The 17,868-nt window shown below is 69.9% G+C and carries 14 protein-coding genes; 2 read left to right on the forward strand and 12 right to left on the reverse strand.

Translation table 11 applies throughout. From position 1 onward, the window contains the following. Positions 1 to 20: 20 nt before the first annotated feature. Complete coding sequence (locus ACQ860_RS11725; protein WP_431303540.1) at positions 21 to 1,544, reverse strand: UxaA family hydrolase; 1,524 nt, start codon at positions 1,542 to 1,544, stop codon at positions 21 to 23. A 111-nt stretch (positions 1,545 to 1,655) separates the two neighbouring features. On the opposite strand from ACQ860_RS11725, the gene ACQ860_RS11730 reads away from it, so the two are divergent. Beyond that, positions 1,656 to 2,624, forward strand: a complete 969-nt coding sequence (locus tag ACQ860_RS11730; RefSeq protein WP_431303541.1) for a sialic acid TRAP transporter substrate-binding protein SiaP — start codon at positions 1,656 to 1,658, stop codon at positions 2,622 to 2,624. 116 nt (positions 2,625 to 2,740) lie between these two features. Here ACQ860_RS11730 and ACQ860_RS11735 read toward each other — a convergent pair whose 3' ends face one another. The 7 genes from ACQ860_RS11735 to ACQ860_RS11765 all read right to left on the reverse strand — a co-directional run bounded on the left by ACQ860_RS11735 (position 2,741) and on the right by ACQ860_RS11765 (position 12,969). After that, positions 2,741 to 3,406, reverse strand: coding sequence for a potassium channel family protein (locus tag ACQ860_RS11735; RefSeq protein WP_431303542.1), 666 nt, complete (start codon positions 3,404 to 3,406; stop codon positions 2,741 to 2,743). Beyond that, positions 3,399 to 4,730, reverse strand: coding sequence for a TrkH family potassium uptake protein (locus ACQ860_RS11740; protein WP_431303543.1), 1,332 nt, complete (start codon positions 4,728 to 4,730; stop codon positions 3,399 to 3,401). Before ACQ860_RS11740 ends, ACQ860_RS11735 begins: the two co-directional genes overlap by 8 nt. A gap of 1 nt (position 4,731) precedes the next feature. Further along, complete coding sequence (locus ACQ860_RS11745) at positions 4,732 to 5,943, reverse strand: MFS transporter (RefSeq protein WP_431303544.1); 1,212 nt, start codon at positions 5,941 to 5,943, stop codon at positions 4,732 to 4,734. A 55-nt stretch (positions 5,944 to 5,998) separates the two neighbouring features. Further along, positions 5,999 to 7,900, reverse strand: a complete 1,902-nt coding sequence (locus tag ACQ860_RS11750) for a primary-amine oxidase (RefSeq protein ID WP_431303545.1) — start codon at positions 7,898 to 7,900, stop codon at positions 5,999 to 6,001. A 47-nt stretch (positions 7,901 to 7,947) separates the two neighbouring features. Further along, positions 7,948 to 9,003, reverse strand: coding sequence for a glycosyltransferase family 4 protein (locus tag ACQ860_RS11755; protein WP_431303546.1), 1,056 nt, complete (start codon positions 9,001 to 9,003; stop codon positions 7,948 to 7,950). A 61-nt stretch (positions 9,004 to 9,064) separates the two neighbouring features. Beyond that, entirely contained in the window at positions 9,065 to 11,452 is a 2,388-nt protein-coding gene (locus ACQ860_RS11760) for a YbcC family protein (RefSeq protein ID WP_431303547.1), read from the reverse strand. Next, positions 11,452 to 12,969 (reverse strand): NADH-quinone oxidoreductase subunit L, encoded by a 1,518-nt coding sequence (locus ACQ860_RS11765; protein ID WP_431303548.1) that lies wholly within the window; start codon positions 12,967 to 12,969, stop codon positions 11,452 to 11,454. The genes ACQ860_RS11760 and ACQ860_RS11765 overlap by 1 nt, the downstream gene beginning before the upstream one ends. 102 nt (positions 12,970 to 13,071) lie before the next feature. On the opposite strand from ACQ860_RS11765, the gene ACQ860_RS11770 reads away from it, so the two are divergent. Then, positions 13,072 to 13,941 carry a LysR family transcriptional regulator gene (locus ACQ860_RS11770; protein ID WP_431303549.1) on the forward strand — a complete coding sequence of 290 codons (870 nt, stop codon included), beginning with the start codon at positions 13,072 to 13,074 and terminating at the stop codon, positions 13,939 to 13,941. A gap of 69 nt (positions 13,942 to 14,010) precedes the next feature. Here ACQ860_RS11770 and ACQ860_RS11775 read toward each other — a convergent pair whose 3' ends face one another. Genes ACQ860_RS11775 through ACQ860_RS11790 form a run of 4 tightly spaced genes read right to left on the reverse strand, consistent with a single transcriptional unit; the run spans position 14,011 to position 17,716 of the window. Further along, the gene (locus ACQ860_RS11775) at positions 14,011 to 15,264 is read right to left on the reverse strand and encodes an aspartate aminotransferase family protein (protein WP_431303550.1); all 1,254 of its coding nucleotides are present in this window, start codon (positions 15,262 to 15,264) and stop codon (positions 14,011 to 14,013) included. Next, positions 15,261 to 15,839, reverse strand: a complete 579-nt coding sequence (locus ACQ860_RS11780; RefSeq protein ID WP_431303551.1) for a peroxidase-related enzyme — start codon at positions 15,837 to 15,839, stop codon at positions 15,261 to 15,263. The genes ACQ860_RS11775 and ACQ860_RS11780 overlap by 4 nt, the downstream gene beginning before the upstream one ends. 2 nt (positions 15,840 to 15,841) lie before the next feature. Further along, positions 15,842 to 16,264, reverse strand: coding sequence for a hypothetical protein (locus tag ACQ860_RS11785; RefSeq protein ID WP_431303552.1), 423 nt, complete (start codon positions 16,262 to 16,264; stop codon positions 15,842 to 15,844). Positions 16,265 to 16,279: 15 nt separating this feature from the next. After that, positions 16,280 to 17,716, reverse strand: coding sequence for an NAD(P)-binding domain-containing protein (locus tag ACQ860_RS11790; RefSeq protein ID WP_431303553.1), 1,437 nt, complete (start codon positions 17,714 to 17,716; stop codon positions 16,280 to 16,282). Positions 17,717 to 17,868: the final 152 nt, after the last annotated feature.

Genomic DNA, 17,868 nt, shown 5'->3' on the forward strand with positions numbered 1-17,868 from the left:
ATTTTTTGTTGTGACTCTGCTTACATCGTCGCCCCCAACACCCAAGGCGCGAACTCCGCATCGCCAAACCCCAGCGCCTCGCTCTTGGTCGGCGCCCCGCTGGCCGTCGCCAGCATATGCCGGAAGATGCGTTCGCCGCACTCGGAAACGCTCTCGCTCCCGTCCAGCACCGTCCCGCAATTGATGTCCATGTCCTCCTCCATGTGCTGGAACATGGCGGTGTTGGTGGCGAGCTTGAGCGAGGGCGCGGGCTTGCAGCCGAAGACGCTGCCGCGCCCGGTGGTGAAGCACATCAAATTCGCCCCGCCGGCCACCTGGCCCGTCGCCCCCACCGGGTCGTAGCCCGGCGTGTCCATGAAGACGAAGCCCGGCGCCGTCACCGGCTCGGCATAGCGCACCACATCCACCAGATTCGTCGTCCCCGCCTTGGCCATGGCGCCGAGCGACTTTTCCAGGATGGTGGTCAGCCCGCCCGCCTTGTTCCCGGGCGAGGGGTTGGCGTTCATCTCCGCCCCTTCGCGCGCCGTGTACTCCTCCCACCAATGCATCACATCCACCAGCTTCTGCCCCACCTCGGGCGAGACGGCGCGGCGCGTCAGCAGGTGTTCCGCCCCATAGGTCTCGGGGCTTTCGGAGAGGATCACCGTCCCCCCATGCCGCACCACCAGGTCGCTCGCCGCCCCCAGCGCCGGGTTGGCGGTGATGCCCGAATACCCGTCCGAGCCGCCGCATTGCAGCGCCACCTTCAGCGCGCTGGCCGGCACCGGCTCACGCTTCACGGCATTGGCCTCGCCCAGCACCTCCTTCACGAAGGAAATCCCGGCCTCCACCGTGCGCCGCGTGCCGCCGCTCTCCTGGATGTTCAGCGTGCGCAGCCGGCCGGCCAGGCGCTGCTCCTCCAGCAACCCGCCCAGCTGGTTCACCTCGCAGCCCAGCCCGATGGCGATGACGTGGGAGAAATTCGGGTGGCGCGCGAAGCCGGCCAGCACGCGGCGCAGCACGCGCAGCGGCTCGCCCTCCGTCATGCCGCAGCCGGTCTTGTGCGTCAGCGCCACCACGCCATCCACCGCGCCGAACTCCGCCAGCGGGTCCGGCCCGTCGGTGAAGGGGTTCCGCGTGAAGCTGCGCGCGATCAGGTCCGCCACATGGGCCGAGCAGTTCACGCTGGTGATGATGCCGATGTAGTTGCGCGTGGCGATCTTCCCGTCGGCGCGGCGGATGCCCATGAAATGCTCGGGCACGGCGGCGGGTTCGGTCGGCTTCGCATCCACGCCCCAGGCATAGTCGCGCGCGAAATCGCCCATGGCGCAGTTCTGCGTGTGCACCCATTCCCCGGGCGCGATGGGCTGGGTCGCGAAGCCGATGATCTGCCCGTAGCGGCGGATCTCCTGCCCCGGCGCATGGCCGCGCACCGCCACCTTGTGCCCGGCCGGGATGCGCGCACGCGCCACCACATTGGGCGCGACGGGCGTGCCCTCGGGCAGCGCGCGGCGGGCGATCACAACGCCGTCTTCCTCATGCAGGCGGATCACGGGGGCATCCATGGCAGCTTCCTCCTTTGGTTCCGGGCATCCTGCCCCGCGATTTCCCGTTGCGAAAGGTGCATGAAAACGCGCAGCATCCCGTCCAGAAAAAACCATACCGAGGAAGTTTCCATGATCAGCCGCCGCTCGCTGGGGCTCTCCGCCCTCACCGCCCCCTTCATCGCCAATGCCGCCCTGGCCCAGGGCACGCGCCTGCGCTGGGCGCATGTCTATGAGGTGAACGAGCCCTACCACACCGAGGCGCTCTGGGCCGCGCAGCAGATCCAGCAACGCACCAATGGCCGCTGGAACATCGAGGTCTTCGCCGCCTCGGCGCTGGGCAATGAGCCGCAGATCAACCAGGCGCTGACGCTGGGCACGGTGGACATGATCTACACCGGCGTCGCCTTCGCCGGCGCCAGCTTCCGCCCCATCGCCATCAGCCACGCGCCCTATGCGCTCAGGGACTACGCGCATTTCCAGGCCTATCGCGCGAGCGACCTGCATCGCGAGCTGGTGGCCGGCTATGACCGGCAGACCAACCATCACGCCGTGGCACTCACCTATTACGGGGACCGCATGGTGACGGCGAACCGCAGCGTCATGCAGCCCGGCGACATGCGCGGCCTCAAGCTGCGCGTCCCCCAGGCGCCCTCCTTCCTCATGTTCGCGCGCGCGGTCGGCGCCAACGCCACGCCCATCGCCTTCGCCGAGGTCTATCTGGCCCTGCAGAACGGCACGGTGGACGCGCAGGAGAACCCGCTGCCCACCATCCAGGCCAAGAAGTTCTTCGAGGTGCAGAGCCATATCTCGCTCACCGGCCACATCACGGACAGCCTGCTGACCATCATCGGCGGCGGCACCATGCGGCGCCTGAACGAGAATGAGCGCGGCATCTTCCGCGAGGTGCTGGCCCAGGCCGCCGATCGCTGCGGCGCGGCGATCCGCACGCAGGAGCAGGAGCTGGCCGCCTGGTTCCGCGCCCAGGGCAAGACGGTGCAGCAGCCCGACCGCGCCGCCTTCCGCGCCGCCTGCGTGCCGCTGCACAACGAGAATGTGGGCTGGACGCGCGCGCAATACGACCGCCTGCAGGCGCTGTAAGCGTGTTGCGAGGCTGATTCACGCCCTTGGCGAAGGGCCAAGGGCGATCAGGCTCGGCACTGCGAGGCTGATTCACGCCTATGCCAGGTGGCCAGAGGCGATCAGGCTCGGGCCCCTCAGGTCTGCGCCGCGAAGGTCTCCACCAGCTTCGTCGGCCCGCAGACGATCAGCAGGTCGTCGCGGGCGATGATGGTGCCGGGCTGGGCATGGGCGAAGTCCATCCGCGGGCTCTTCACGCCGACGACGGTGACGCCGTATTTCGAGCGCAGCCGGCATTCCTCCAAGGTGCGCCCCACCGCCTCGCGCGGGGCGCGCGTCTTCACGATGGCGAAGCCGTCATCGAATTCGATGAAGTCCATCATGCGCCCGGTGACGAGGTGGGCCACGCGCTCGCCCATCTCGGCTTCAGGGTAGATGACGTGATGCGCGCCCGTGCGCTCCAGGATGCGGCCATGCTTGGGGCCGAGCGCCTTGGCCCAGATGTCCCGCACACCCAGTTCGGCCAGGGCCAGCACCGTCAGCACGCTCGCCTCGAGGTCGGTGCCGATGCCGACGACGGCGCGGCCGAATTCCTGCACGCCCAGCCGGCGCAGCGTCTCGCTGTCCGTCGTGTCGGCCTGCACCACATGCGTCAGCCGCTCCGACCAGGCCTGCACCAGCTCCCCGTTCTGGTCGATCGCCAGCACCTCATGGCCGAGGCGCACCAGGGATTCCGCCACCGCGCCGCCGAAGCGCCCGAGGCCGATGACGACGACGCCGTTGTCCGAATGATCCTCAGCCAACGATGGGGCGCTCCTCTGGATAGCGGAAGGGATTGCGGCGGCCGCGCAGGGCCAGGGCTGTCGCCACCGTGATGGTGCCGACGCGGCCCACGAACATCAACACGACGAGCAGCAGCTGGCCCGATGGCGGCAATTGCCCCGTGATGCCGGTGGAAAGCCCCACGGTGGCGAAGGCGGAGATCACCTCGAACATCGCGTCGCGCAGGTGAACCTCCGCCAGGCTCAGCAGCAGCAGCGTGCCGAGGCCGACCATGCCGACCGCCAGCAGAACGACGGTGACCGCCTGGCGCTGCACCTCGGGCGAGACGCGGCGGCCGAAGGCGACGCTGTCAGGCTCGCCCCTCACCTCGGCCAGGATGAGCAACAGCATGATGACGAAGGTGGTGATCTTGATGCCGCCCGCCGTGCCCGCGCTGCCCCCGCCGATCAGCATCAGGGCGGAGCTGACGCCCAGCGTCTGGTCGGTCATCTGACCGACATCCACCGTATTGAAGCCGCCCGAGCGCATCATCACCGCATGGAAGCCCGCATGCAGCACCCGCATCGCGGGGTCGAGCGCGCCCAGCGTCGCGGGGTTGCCCCATTCGTAGAGCAGCGTCGCCGCCCAGCCGAGCGGCAGCAGCAGGGCGGTGCCGACCAGCGTCAGCTTGGTGTGCAGCGACCAGCGCCGGGGCTGCCGTGGCGCACGGCGGATATCGTAGATGACGGGCATGCCGGTGCCGCCCAGCAGCACGCCCAGCATGACCGGCAGGAGCATGATGGGGTCGAGCGCGAAGCGGGCCATGCCCTCGGACCAGGTCGAGAAGCCGGCATTGTTGAAGGCCGAGATGGCGTGGAAGAGGCCGTTCCAGAGCGCGTCGTCCCAGGGCTCGCCATGGGTGAGGCGCAGCCGGAGGGCGAGCGTCGCGGCGATCGCGGCCTGCGCGACGATGGCCACGGCGGCCACGAGGCGCAGGACGGCGGCCACGTCGCCGAGTGCCAGCGCGCGGCTCTCCGCCTGGGCGGTCAGCCGCGTGCTGAGGCGCAGGCGCCGCGTGACCAGCATGCTGAGCAGCGTGGCCGCGCTCATGATGCCGAAGCCGCCCACCTGCACCAGCACGAGGATCACGACATGCCCGAAGGCGGTCCAGTAGGTCGCGGTGTCGGTGACGATGAGGCCGGTGACGCAGAGCGCCGAGGTGGCGGTGAACAGCGCGATGACGAAGGGCGCGCCGCCATCGCCCGCGCGCGCGATGGGCAGCATGAGCAGCGTGGTGCCGAGCGCGATGACCAGCAGGAAGGCCAGGGGAACAAGGCGCGCGGGGTGCTTCAGGGCGGCCGGCATTTCACGCTTCCGCAACGCGCCGCATCCGCGCGATCAGCCAGCCCACCAGCGCGAGCTGCACGATGTTGAAGCCGATGCCCGCCCACCAGGCGGCGGCGTAGAAGCCCACCGCGTCATAGATCACGCCCGCCAGCCAGGCCCCGAAGGCCATGCCGGAGAGGCTGCACAGCAGCAGCGCCGGCACGCGCCACGTCACCTCCAACGCGGGGAACAGCTCGCGCACCGCCAGCACATAGGCGGGCACCAGGCCAGCGAAGCCCAGGCCATAGGCGGCAGCGGCGAAGAACAGCCCGGCCTCGTCCTGGGTCACCAGGAAGCCCATCATGCCGATGGTCTGCGCCAGCCCGCCCAGCAACACGGTCCAGAGCCCGCCCAGCCGGTCCGACAGCCAGCCCCAGAATTGCCGCGAGAGGAAGGCCGCCAGCAGCAGCACGGAGAGCATGGCCGCACCGCGCGACGTGGCGATGCCGAGATCGCCGCAGAAGGCGACAAGATGCGCCGCCGGCATGGCCATCGGAATGCAGCAGAGGAAGCTGGCGAAGGCGATCAGCCCCAGCGCCAGGTTGGGCGACATCCCCAGCACCTTCGCGCCCGGCACGGCGCGCAGGGTGCCCGGGCCGCTCGGTTGCACCGGGGGCGGGCGCAGCAGGAGCGCGGCCGTCGCCACGATGACGGCCGAGGCCAGCACGCCATAGACCAGCATGGTGCGCTGCCAGCCGAAGATCGCGATGCTGCGCTCGAAGACGCTCGGCCAGACGAAGCCCGCGATGTATTGGCCGGAGGAGACGAGCGCCAGCGCCGTGCCGCGCCGCTTGTCGAACCAGAGCGAGACATAGGCCAGCATCGGCGGGAACAGCGCGCCATTGCCGAAGAGGCCGACGCCGAGGCCGATGCCCAGCAGCAGGGACCAGGGCTCGGCCATGGAGGCCAGCGCCAGGCCCGCCAGGATCGCGACACCGCCCATCATGGCCACGAAGCGCTGCCCGAAGCGGCCGGCCAGCAGCCCGCAGAGCACGCCGCCGATGCCTGTGCCGAAATAGGCGAGCGAGGTGGCGAGCGAGGGGAGCGAACGGCCGGAGCCCAGCGTCTCGGCGATGGGAACGAGGCCGATCACCACCGTCATCGGCCCGCCCGCGGCCAGCGAGAGCATGGCCAGCGTGGCGCCCGCGATCACCCAGGAATAGCGGGTCTCGATACTGCCCGGGCTGGTCATTCATGGTTCTCCCCGGGGCCGAGTGTCGCTGGCCCCGGAGCGTCATGCAATCGCCTCAGCCGGCGCAGCAGCTCGTCTTGCTCATCGAGGGCGGAACGTCCAGCGCGGGGTTCTCGTCGAAGAATCCGTCCGGGTGCAGGGTGAAGCCGCAGGTGATGACGGGCTGCACCGGGAAATCCTCGGGGCGCGGGATATGGTGCAGGCCGAAGCTGTGCCAGATCACCACATCCTCGCCGTCCAGGGGGCGGTCCGCCGCGACATAGGCCGGCAGGCCGTCGCCGCCTGCGCTCTGGTTCGGATAGCGGCCGGCGGCGAAGAGTTCCTCGCCGTCGAAGGCCGTGACCCAGAGGTGCCGCGTCATGAAGCCGGCGCGGCGCGTCACCATGGCCTCGGGGTGGGAGAAGGTGGGCAGCACGTCGCGCGCCAGCAGGCGGTAGGCGGTGGGCGCGCCCATCTCGTTGCGCGCCGTCGTGCTCTCGATGCGCCAGCTGCGGCAGGTGTTGAAATTGGCCATGCGCTGCGCCTCGCTCTCGCGCGCCAGAACCTTCTCCTCGACCAGGAAGGCGTTGCCGTGGGGGTTTTCCGCGCCCATGGGGAGAGCCACCGTGTCCAGCTCCACCACGCGGTTCGCCGTTCCGTCCACATCCATGTCGAGCCGCATGTTGAAGACATGCTGGTGCAGCTGCGCATAGACGCCAGGCGCCACCATGGTGCCGAAGCGCGGCTGCTCGCCCGGCATCAGCGTGGCCGTGTTCATGATGCCGGTGGCCTTCACCTCGAAATGGATGGAGCCATCCATGTGGAAGTACCAGAAGAGCCCGTATTCGTAATTGCCGATGGTGGAGATGGAGGAGATCACCAACCGCCTTGCGCGCCGCACCTCCACCTTCCCGGTGAACAGGTCCGTGTGCTTCCAGAGGATGCCGTGATCCTCCTCATGCAGGCAGATGGCGTTCTCGATGCGATAGGGGTCGCCCTTGCTGTCATTCAGCCAGGCGTCGAAGTAGCGGATGGCGCCCAGGCAGTCGCAGCCGAGCGTGAGCGAATTGGCCAGCACGCCGAAGCCGTATTCGCCGACATCGAAGGCGTTCTTGCGGAAATGGCCGCCGCCGGGATGGGCGTAGGGCACCACCATTTCCGAGAGGGCCGCGCGATGCATCACGGGGCGGCCCGCATAGGTGATGGCATGGAGCGTCAGCCCCTCGCGCGCGTTGAAGCCGACGCGGAAGCACCATTTCTGCCACTGCACCTCGTTGCCCGTGACGGTGAAGCTCGGCCCCTCGGGCTGGGTGATGTCGAGCGCCTTGATGTCGGTGCGGAAGCTATCGCGGAACTTCGCCGCGTAGTTGCGGTCGCCCATCGGGACGGGGGCGGCGCCGTAATCATCCACGCGCAGCACCTCGGCACGGTCGAGGTCGATGACGGCGCAAAGGCCCTCGATCGGGTGGGCATAGGCATTGTCATCGGGGCTGGTGCGGAGCCAGCAGAAGGTGTGGGAGAGGCGGCGCCCTTCCTCGTCCGGCAGGCCGTAATTGCCGGCGGACCAGGGGTCCACCTGTACGAGGTCCACATCGGTGATGCCACGCCGCGCGAGTGCGGCCAGGAAGCGCGGATCGGCACGGGCGACGCGGCCGACCAGCAGGATGTCGTCGAAGAGGATGCGCGGGCGCACGCCGGGCCGCGGCGTCCAGGACAGGACGCGATCGGCCCGGAGGTCCACCCGCGCCTCGAAGACGCGGCCATCCGTGCGATCGAAGGCGCAGACGAAGGCGATGCGGGGGCAGGTCTCCACCGCGGCCAGTTCCGCCTTGGCCGGCTCCTCCAGCATGATGGTCTCGAACATCATGCCGGCACCCAGGTCATGCGCGGCGCGGACCGCGGCCGAGGCGCGGCGGATCTCCTCCGGCGTCAGCGGATCGAGCGGATGGGTCGCCTTCGGGGAAATCGTTTCTGCCATGCCTTGAACCCTCCGCGTCGTGGGGGGGCAGGCTAAGGCATGAATCCTCAGCCGCGCCAGCCGAGACCCGCGCGGCGCATGCGATGCATCACATAGCCCGCCCAGAGCAGCTGCATGGCGAGCGCGGGCGCGCCCACCCAGGGCTTCATCTCGGCCGGGACATTGAGGAACCAGACGGCCAGGCCCGCATGGAAGAGCGTGAAGCCCCAATGCACGCCCGCCACCACGCGCACCGGCACGCCCGCGCGCTGCGCCATCTGATAGAGGTGCGTGCGGTGCGCGGCCGCCACCCGCTCGCCCATCAGGGCGCGGCGCAGCAGGGTGAAGCCGGCATCGAAGAGCAGGCCGAAGATCAGAAGCGGCACGATGAGGAAGCTCACCTGGCTCTGCTCGAAGCCGGCGGCGGCGACGCCGAGCACGGCCAGCATGAAGCCCGCGAACTGGCTGCCCACATCGCCCATGAAGATGCGCGCGCGGTGCAGGTTGAAGGGCAGGAAGCCCAGGAAGCCGGCGACCATGAAGAGCGACGCCGCGTAGATGAAGCCGCCGCCGAGGCTGAGCGCGATGGCGGCCAGCGCCGCGCAGGCGATGACCACTGTCCCCGCCACCAGCCCGTCCAGCCCGTCCATGAAGTTCACCGCATTGGTGCAGCCCATGATCCAGAAGAGCGTGATGAGCGTGCCCAGGAAGCTCAGCTCCACCACGCCAATCCCGGGCAAGGAGAGGCGGTGCAGCACCAGGCCGCTCAGCACCGCCACCATCGCGGCGCCGAACTGGCAGGCCAGGCGCAGCCGGGCCGAAAGGTCGCGCATGTCATCCACCAGGCCGACGGCCGCGATGGCGATGGCGGCGAGGATCACGCCGATGAACTGGCGCTCCGCGATGCGCGCGAAATCCGCCATCTGGTAGAGCGCCAGCATGCCCACCACGAAGGCCAGCACGGGGCCGAGGCCGCCGCCGCGGGGCGTGACGACGCTATGCGCGCTGCGCGCATTGGGCACGTCCAGGATCGGCCAGCGGATCATCGCGCGGACGATCAGCGCGGACAGACCCACCAGCGGCAGGACCAGCAAGAGATGGGTGAGGAGGAGCGAGGCCGGCATGGGTGCCGCTGCCTATGCCCCGCACCGCCCCCCGGGGCAAGCGGCCCCGGGGGCGCCAATCCTACTCCGCCAGCCAGCGGCCGGGGCCGTGGTAGCGCCGCATCGCGCCGCTCTCGCCCTCCAGCGAGAAGAGGTGCAGCCAGCCATTTTCCACCAGCTGCCGTACGCCGGCATGCTTCCGGAGGATGTCTTCCATCGCGTCTTCCGGCGCCTCGATCACGACGTGCAGGCGCATCGGCTCATGCCGCCAGGACGCGCCGTCATGCAGGGACTGCATCGGCAGGCCGGTGCGAAGGTCGCCCCCCTGCCCCTCCAGCACGCCGAAGCGGCCGGTGACGTTGTGCAGCACCTTGTTGCCGCTTCCCATCGCGGCATTGTCCACCGTCGAGCCGTAATACTGGAGGTTGATCCAGTTCGCGACGACCATGGGCGCCGTCATGATCAGCTCCAGCACGCCGAAGCCCTTGTCCTCCTGCCAGGCATAGGAATGCAGGAAGCTCCGCCCGCCGAGGTCGAGCCCCTGGGTGCGGCTGCGGGGTGCGACGATGAAGGCGGCGTTGTTCACCAGCCCCCATTCCGGCCGCACCTCGGACCAGTCCGTGCTGCGCCGCGCGATGGCGGCATCCGGCGCGCCGCTGATGCCGAGGCTGCCGGCCCGGAAACGCCGCGCCCGACGGGACGCCTCGTCCAGCCAGCCGCGCAGCTGGCGTATGTTGGGGTCCGTCATGTCGGCGTCATAGAGCGCGACCTCGTCCGTCGTCGTGTCATGCAGCGCGGCCACGAAGCGCGTGGCGGGCGGGATCACGATGCCGCGCGGCGCGAGGCCCGCGCGCACCGCGGGGTCATTCAGCACGGCGGCCGCGACGCGCGCATTGCTCTCGCCCGTATGGCCGCCGCAGGCGCCGCAATCGAGGCCGGCCGCATGCGGGTTGTTCACCGTGCTGCTGCCATGGCCGGCGAGCAGCACGATCGGCGCGAAATCATGCGTGAGCGAGAGCGCGCGCAGCACGCCCTCCGCCGCATCCAACCGCTTCTCGCTGGCGAAGCCATGCGCGCGGGACTGCCAGGGCCGCGCCTCCAGGGTGGGCCCGAGGCGGCCGAGCAGCGCGGGATCGAGGCCATCGGCCGCAAGGGGTTCCCGCTTGCCGAGCGTGCCGCGCACCAGCGCGGGCGCGGCGAGAAAGCCCGCCGTCTCGACATAGGCGAAGGAGGAGACGGCGGAGTTGCGGAAGTTGTTCCAGAGATCCGCCGCGCGGCGCTTCAGGCCGCGCTGGGCCGCGATCTGCGCCTCCTCCTCCGGACTCGCGCCCTGCACCGCCTCGCAGATGAGCAGGCCGGGCTTGAGCAGCACGGGGCATTGCTCGGCGCCCTTCGTATCGCCCAGGCGCACATATTCCAGGGCGAAGCCGAAGAAGCCGGCGAAGCCGATGGTCTCGGCCTGCAGCGTCACCTCCTCCAGCGCGCGGCGATAGACTTCCGAGCGGACATCGATGCAGAAGGCGGCCTGCACCAGCGGCGCGGGCGCGCTGCGCGCCTTGCGCTGCGCGAGCTTGCCGCCCAGTTCGCGCCGGTAGCCGCGCTCATAGGCGTCGAGCAGCAGGAGATCGGCCGTGAGGTCCGGCGCTTCGGCCGGTGGCGCCATGAGGCGCTCCTGCCAGGCCGCGTGGAAGGCGGGCTGCGTGTGATGCGCGTGCAGCGCCTGCTCCCAGGCGAGGCGGATGGCGAGAAGCTCGATCACACCGTCATTCGCCTCGCCGCCCAGCTCGTTCAGCCAGCCGCGCTGCCTGAGCGTGGCGCCCCAGCCGGCGAGGCCGATCAGCGCGCGGTGCAGATAGGCGGCGGGCGAGACAATGCCGAGCGCCGCGAGGCTCGCCGCGCTGCTTTCCGCCGCATCGGCCGGGAGCGTCGCGATGAGGGCGCGAAAGCCCGTCAGCCCCGCCACCTCCGGCGCGCGGTCATGCTTCGCGGCGGCCCGCCAGGCGGCGTAGAGTGGCTGGCCGCGCCAGGGCATGGCCCAGCTCGCCTGGCCGTCATCGGCCCAGGCGGCGAGCCATTTCGCGATCTCCTCGGTGGCGAGGCGCGTCCAGCCCGTGCCGAGCGTGGAGTCCAGCACATCGCTCACCGTCATCGCGGCAGGGGAGACGGGGGCGGCCGGGCGCGGCTGCTGCGCGATGGCGCGCAGTTCCTCCGGCGTGATGCTCGCGCCCGCCGCCGCGATGGCTGCGGCGAGGTCGGCCTCGGTGATCCGGCCCCGCGCGATGGCCGCGGCGAAGAGGCCGCGCTCCGGCAGGGCGGGGCGGCCGCTGACCTGGCCGAGCATCGCCTGGGCCTCGCCGAAGGGCAGCTCGGCGAGGCCGAGGAAGGGGTTCACCGCGACGAAATCGGCGAGTGGCCAGACGGGCGCGATGCGGTTCGCGGCCTGCCGCAACTGGGTGATCATCATAGTCATCACACGCCTCCCTGCTTGAGCGGCCAGTGCCTCGCCACCAGGCGGTTGCACCAGGCATTGACGTAGAACCCGTTGAAGAGATGGACGTAGAAGGCCTGCAGCCCGGGCCCTGGCTGGCCACGCCGGCGCAGCACGTTCAGCACCAGCAGCGTGGCGAAGGCGAAGACCGTCAGGCCGGCCCAGAAGAGGGCGAAGGGCCCGCGCGGCACGGTCTGCTCCGGCAGGGCCGCGGCCAGCAGCCATTCGGCACCCGCCTGCAACGCGAAGTAGGCGACGCAGACGGCGAGCGCGAAGCCGCCGACGCGCACCGCCACGAAGCGCGCCTCATCGCGCGCCATCAGCGCGCCGGCCAGCATGGGCGTCAGGCCCATCATCAGGGTCGCGCCGAGCACGGCGACGCCCGGCTTCTCCAGGAAGGGCATGCCGAAAAGCGCGCCCACCACCAGCACCATCAGCACGGCCGCGCCCAGTGCGGGGATGAGCATGCGCAACGGCAGCGGCGGCTGCGCGCCGGGCTTGCGCTCGGTGATGACGGAGCCGGCGGAGAGGAAGGCGTGCGCCTTGTACATGGCATGCGCCACGATGTGCAGCATGGCGGCGGCGAAGGCGCCGAGGCCGCATTGCAGGATCATGAAGCCCATCTGCGCGACGGTGGACCAGGCGAGCGCCACCTTCACGCTGGTCTGCGTCAGCATCACCGCCGCACCGAAGATGGCCGTCGCGGCCCCCACCACCAGCAGCAGGTCCAGCGCCTGGGCCGAGAGCGCGACCAGATCCGCCATGCGGACGACGAGGAAGCCGCCGGCATTGATGATGCCCGCATGCAGCAGGGCGGAGACCGGCGTCGGCGTCTCCATCACCTCGGGCAGCCAGCCATGCAGCGGGAATTGCGCGGATTTCACCACGGCCGCGAAGGCGATGAGCACGGCGGCGAGGTGGATGGCGATACCCGGATCATCGCTGCCCGAGAGCAGGCGCGTCGCGGCGAAGATCTCGCCGAATTCGAGCGTGCCGAAGCGGCCGAGGATGAGCAGCAGCGCCGCGATCAGCGCGACATCGCCCAACCGGCTGGCCACGAATTTCTTGCGGGCGGCGAGCTGCGCGCCATGCCGCTCGGGGTAGAAGACCAGCAGCCGATGCAGGCACATGCTGGTGGCCACCCAGGCGGCGGCGAAGAAGAGCAGGTTGCCCGAGATGGTGAGCGCCAGCACCGCGGCCAGCGTATAGCCCAGCCAGCGGAAGAAGCGCGCCTGGCCCGGATCGCCATCCAGATAGCGCCGGCTGTAGAGCGTGACGATCAGGCCGATGAAGGCCACCAGCAGGAACATGACACCCGAGACGGCGTCGAGATGCACGAGGAAGCCGCTGGCGCCGCCGTTGAACATCAGGGCGAGCGCCACCGTGGCGGCGGCCGCGAAGGCGCCCATGGCGGCGAGGACGACGTGGCGTCGCGAATCGCCCGGCAGGGCGGCGGCGAGGACGAGCAGGAGTGGCGCCAGGGCGGCGATCCAGGGCATGCGGGAGGACTCCGAAAGCAGACGGGGCTCTCGTTAACTGGATGCAATGCTTCTGGAAAATTCAAAGATTGGATGGTATCGTTCGGTTCAGGAGAATGATCCATGGCCGGCCTGAACTACCACCACCTGCGCTATTTCTGGGCCATCGCGCGCGAGGGCGGGCTGACGCGCGCGGCGCAGCGCCTCAATGTCGCGCAATCGGCACTCTCCACCCAGCTCTCGGCGCTGGAGGCGCAGCTCGGCCAGAAGCTCTTCACGCGCGTGGGCAAACGGCTGGAACTCACGGAGGCCGGGCGCATCGCGCTCGACCATGCCGAGACCATCTTCCGCACCGGCGATGAGCTGCTGGACACGCTGCAGGGCCGCGGCCCCGGCGCGCGGCGCGTGCTGCGCATCGGCGCCATCACCACCCTCTCCCGCAACTTCCAGCTCGAATTGCTGCGCCCGCTGATCGGACGCGGCGATGTGGAGCTGGTGGTCCATTCAGGCCATCTGCGCGACCTGCTGGCGCAGCTCGACGCACTCACATTGGATGCCGTGCTCTCCAACGCGCCGGTCGCGCGCGATGCGGAGAAGGACTGGACCAGCCGCCTGCTGGATGAGCAGCCGGTGAGCCTGGTCGGCCGCAAGCCCCGGCGCGCGCCGGCCTTCCGCTTCCCCGACGACCTGCGCGAGACGCCGATCCTGCTGCCCGCGCTCGGCAGCTCGATCCGCGCGGGCTTCGATTTGCTGATGGACCAGGCCGGCATCCGCCCCACCATCCTGGCCGAGGTGGATGACATGGCGATGCTGCGCCTGCTCGCGCGCGAAAGCCCGGGTGTCGCGCTGGTGCCGCCCGTGGTGGTGCGCGACGAGCTGCGCTCGGGCCTGCTGGTGGAGCGCTGCCGCGTGCCGGGGCTGGTGGAGGGCTTTTATGCGATCACGCGGAGCCGGCGGTTTCCCAATCCGCTGCTCGCCGAATTGCTGAAGTGAGGGGCGCTGCCCCTCACACTCCCCGGCAGGGGCGAAAACCTGCGTGGTTTTCGCGGTCCCTGCATCCCATCAAAGAGTGCGGATCGCCCCCGCGAAGGCGTCGAGCGTCGCCGCGACATCCTCCGGCGTGTGCGCGAGCGAGATGTAGTACTTGCTGTCGCCCTTCAGGATGCCGGCCTCACGGAGGTGCCGGTTGAAATGGCCGGCCAGCTTCGCATCGGCCCGCTGCATGTCGCGATAGTTGCGGATCTCGCCCTCCGCGAAGACCACGTCGAAGAGCACCGGCTCGCCCACCACCTGACCGGGCAGCCCGGCATCGCGCAGCATGCGCGTCAGCCCCTCCATCAGGCTGCGGCCCGTGGCGAAGGCGCCCTCATAGGCGCCGGGGCGGGCCAGGATGTCGAGCGTGGCGAGGCCCGCGACCGAGGCGATGGGATTGCCCGAGAGCGTGCCCACCTGCATCAGGAAGCCGTCATCGCCGACGCGCCCGCGGTCGAAATGCGCCATGATGTCGGCGCGGCCCGCGATGGCGGCGAGCGGGAAGCCGCCGCCGATGATCTTGCCGAGCGTGCAGATGTCCGGCGTCACGCCATAATATTCCTGCGCGCCGCCATAGGCGAAGCGGAAGCCGGTCACGACCTCGTCGAAGATGAGCGGGATGCCGAAGCGCGCCGTCACCTCGCGCAGCGCCTCCAGGAAGCCGGGCGCGGGTGGCAGCAGGCGCTGGAAGGGCTCGACGATGACGCCGCCCAACTCATCGTGATGCGCTTCGATCAGCGCCACCGCATGCGCGGCATCGTTGTAGGGCGCCACCAGCATGTCGTCCCGCACGCGGGCGGGGATGCCGGCGCTGTCAGGGATGGCGGTCGGGAAATTGGCCGGGCGCTTGGGCGAGAGGCTCATCAGCCCGTGGTCGCTCATGCCGTGATAGCCGCCCTCGAACTTCAGGATCTTCTCCCGCCCGCGGAAGGCGCGCGCCAGGCGCATCGCATACATGTCCGCCTCGGAGCCGGAGCTGACGAAGCGGATCTGGTCGGCGCAGGCCATCGCATCCACGATGCGCGCGGCGAGCTGGATGCCGGCCGGGTTGTTGGCGAAGAAGGTGGTGCCGAGCGGCACCTGCGCCATCACCGCCGCCGTGACGTCCGGATGCGCATGGCCCACGAACATGGGGCCGGAGCCCAGCAGGTAGTCGATGTATTCGCGGCCCTCGCTGTCCCAGACATGCGCGCCCTCGCCGCGCACCATGGCGAGGTCGCTCGCGAGATTGCCGAAATGGCCGGCGGGCAGGACGCGATGCGCGATCTGAGTGAGTTCGTTCACGGCATCACCGCCTCGCCCAGCGTCTGCATCAGGCGGTTGGCGTTGGCGAACATGGCGACCGAGAGGATGATGTCGAGGATCTCCACATCCTCCATCCCCTGGTCGCGCAGGCGCTGCACGTCCTCCTTCGTGGCGGCGGAGGGCGTGGCCGCGAGCTTGACGGAGAAATCCACGATGGCGCGCGGGCGGGGCGGCATCTCGACCTCCACGCCATCCTTCATCAGGCGCTGCATCAGATCGGCATCGCCCTTCATCTGCACGTAGCGCAGCGCATGCACGCTGGCGCAATAGGGGCAGCCGTTCAGGCGGGATTCGGCGGTGGCGGCCAATTCGCGTTCGGCGCGGGAGGCACCGCGCGGGCCATACATGATGGTGTTGAAGAGCTTGGAGCGCTGGCGCAGCACCTCCGCCTCCTGTACCAGCAGCAGGTAGTAGGGGTTCTCCTTGGCTTTCGCGTGGCTCTCCTCCAGCACCTTGATCTCGTCCGGCGTGGCCTTGGCGATGTCGAGAACGGGCGCCCAGGCCTTCCAGTTCAGGCTCTGCATGGGGAAGCCGAAATCGTGAGTGCTTTTCATGGTCACGCCTCCAAAAGGCGAAGGCCGGCCAGCAGCCGGGCCTGCATGTTCACATGCGCGATGAGCTGGCCGAGCATCACCACATCGCGCGGCGCGAGGCCCGCGGCCATCAGCGTCTCGATCGCCTCGGGCGAGGCGCGGTCCGGCGTGCGCGTGATCAGCGTCGCGTAGTCGAGCAGCACGGGCAGACGCGGCGAATCCCCGGCGCGGGCCTGATGATGGATGGCCAGCGCCGCTTCCGCGTTCAGCTCGGCCACATGGCGCGCCACCGCGTGCCGCTCGGCGGCGGTAAGCCCGCTCTCGCCCTGGAAGATCGCGGCCTCGTAGCCGGCAAGGCTGCCGCGCACATCGGGGCGCAGCGCGCGCAGCCCGTCCAACCTGCTGCCGGGCGCGATGCCCGCCAACTCGTCAATGAGATCCCGCATGGACACTTCCTCTTGTTATCGCGGCACGAAGAAGGGCGTGCCTTCCAGCTCCGGCTCGTCGAAGGCCTCCAGCTCGCGCCGCAGCGCGCCGATCTCGGCCTGGAACAGATGGCGCAGGATCGCGGTGGAGACCTTCTCGCCCGCCACCATAACGCCCGGGATGTCGCTCGCGATGCCGCCATGGGTGGCGTGCGCGCCATAATTCATCAGGTGGATCAGCCCGAGCTCCGGCGGGGCCGCGGCATCCCGCGGCAGCAGCTCCAGCCCGGGGCCGAGGAAGGGGAAGGCCGCCATCTCAGGCCGGCGCAGCGCCTCGGGCGGGGTGTAGCGGTCCTGCCAACGGGCGATATGGGGCGCGAAATCCGTGAGCTCCGGCACGCGGTCCATATCCACCACGAAGCCGGTGCCGACGATCAGGAAGTCATGCGTGACCTCGCGATCCGCCAGCTCGATGATCACGCTCTTCCCGCCGCGCCGCGCGGCCCGGGTCGGGCTGGAGAGGTGGATGTGGAAGCCGGGCAGCTTCAGCGCGCGATGCACCGTCTCATGCGGGGGCGGCGCCTGGGCGTCATGCATGTAGACGATGAGGTTCCAGCGTTCCTCCAGGCTGAGTGCATCCCAGCCCATGTGGAAGGCGGGGCCGGCGCTGCCGCGGCCCTTGTTGATCTGCGGCAGGGTGGCGCGGCGCACATACATGTGGGCCTCGGCCGCGCCGCGCTCCAGCGCCGTCGCCGCATTGTCCCAGGCGGAGGCGCCGCCGCCGATCAGGCCGAGGCTCTTGCCGCGCAACGCCTGGAAATCGATGGGTGTCGGGGCCAGCGCGGCCAGGTCCGGTAACAGGTCCTTCGCCACGAAGTCCGGCATGTGCAGCCCGCCCGCGCCGGCGCGGCCGGTCGCCATCACGACGCGGCGGGCGAGGAGGCTCCGGCCATCGGACAGCGCCAGCCGCAGCAGGCCCTCGGCCGGGCTGATGCGCGTCACGCGCACGCCATGGGTGATGGGCAGGCCGAGCACGCGCTGCAGCCAGCTCAGGTAATCCTGCCAGGTGGCGTTGTGGATCTTGTAGAGCGCCTCCCAGGCCTCGGTGCCGAAGCTCGCCTCGTACCAGGCGCGGAAGGTGAGCGAGGGGAGGCCGAAGCAGGGGCCGGGCAGCGTCTTGGGCGAGCGCAGCGTGTCCATCCGCGCCGTCGTCACCCAGGGGCCTTCATGGCCCGGCGCGCTTTCCTCCAGCACGGCGATGTTGCGGATGCCCTTGAAGATGAGCGCGCCTGCGGCCGCGATGCCGTTCATGCCGGCGCCGATCACCACCACATCCCGCACCGCCACGCCGTCCCGCGCCAGCGGCGGCACCCAGTTGCGGGGCGGGAGGTTCAGCGTCTCGAGGTCCCGCGCCACCTGCGCCTCGTGCCGGGCGAGACCCAAGGGGGGGCCTTTCGGGATGATCTGGTTCATGCGGCGCCACTTTGCTGCATTGCGGAAATGATGGTGTCACCCGCCCGGTGCGCTGTCCATGTGGCGCCGGGCGCGGATCTGCGGAAAGATGGCCTCCCCCCATGAATTCGCCATCATCCCAGGGGATTTCATCCGCCATGCCCTTTCCGTCG

Source organism: Sediminicoccus sp. BL-A-41-H5 (assembly GCF_050632405.1).
GTDB lineage: Bacteria > Pseudomonadota > Alphaproteobacteria > Acetobacterales > Acetobacteraceae > Roseococcus.

Bases quoted from the DNA above. Each gene is read 5' to 3' on its own strand.
- ACQ860_RS11725 (WP_431303540.1), bottom strand. From the start codon at position 1,544: ATGGATGCCCCCGTGATCCGCCTGCATGAGGAAGACGGCGTTGTGATC.
- ACQ860_RS11730 (WP_431303541.1), top strand. From the start codon at position 1,656: ATGATCAGCCGCCGCTCGCTGGGGCTCTCCGCCCTCACCGCCCCCTTC.
- ACQ860_RS11740 (WP_431303543.1), bottom strand. From the start codon at position 4,730: ATGCCGGCCGCCCTGAAGCACCCCGCGCGCCTTGTTCCCCTGGCCTTC.
- ACQ860_RS11745 (WP_431303544.1), bottom strand. From the start codon at position 5,943: ATGACCAGCCCGGGCAGTATCGAGACCCGCTATTCCTGGGTGATCGCG.
- ACQ860_RS11750 (WP_431303545.1), bottom strand. From the start codon at position 7,900: ATGGCAGAAACGATTTCCCCGAAGGCGACCCATCCGCTCGATCCGCTG.
- ACQ860_RS11755 (WP_431303546.1), bottom strand. From the start codon at position 9,003: ATGCCGGCCTCGCTCCTCCTCACCCATCTCTTGCTGGTCCTGCCGCTG.
- ACQ860_RS11760 (WP_431303547.1), bottom strand. From the start codon at position 11,452: ATGACTATGATGATCACCCAGTTGCGGCAGGCCGCGAACCGCATCGCG.
- ACQ860_RS11765 (WP_431303548.1), bottom strand. From the start codon at position 12,969: ATGCCCTGGATCGCCGCCCTGGCGCCACTCCTGCTCGTCCTCGCCGCC.
- ACQ860_RS11770 (WP_431303549.1), top strand. From the start codon at position 13,072: ATGGCCGGCCTGAACTACCACCACCTGCGCTATTTCTGGGCCATCGCG.
- ACQ860_RS11780 (WP_431303551.1), bottom strand. From the start codon at position 15,839: ATGAAAAGCACTCACGATTTCGGCTTCCCCATGCAGAGCCTGAACTGG.
- ACQ860_RS11785 (WP_431303552.1), bottom strand. From the start codon at position 16,264: ATGCGGGATCTCATTGACGAGTTGGCGGGCATCGCGCCCGGCAGCAGG.
- ACQ860_RS11790 (WP_431303553.1), bottom strand. From the start codon at position 17,716: ATGAACCAGATCATCCCGAAAGGCCCCCCCTTGGGTCTCGCCCGGCAC.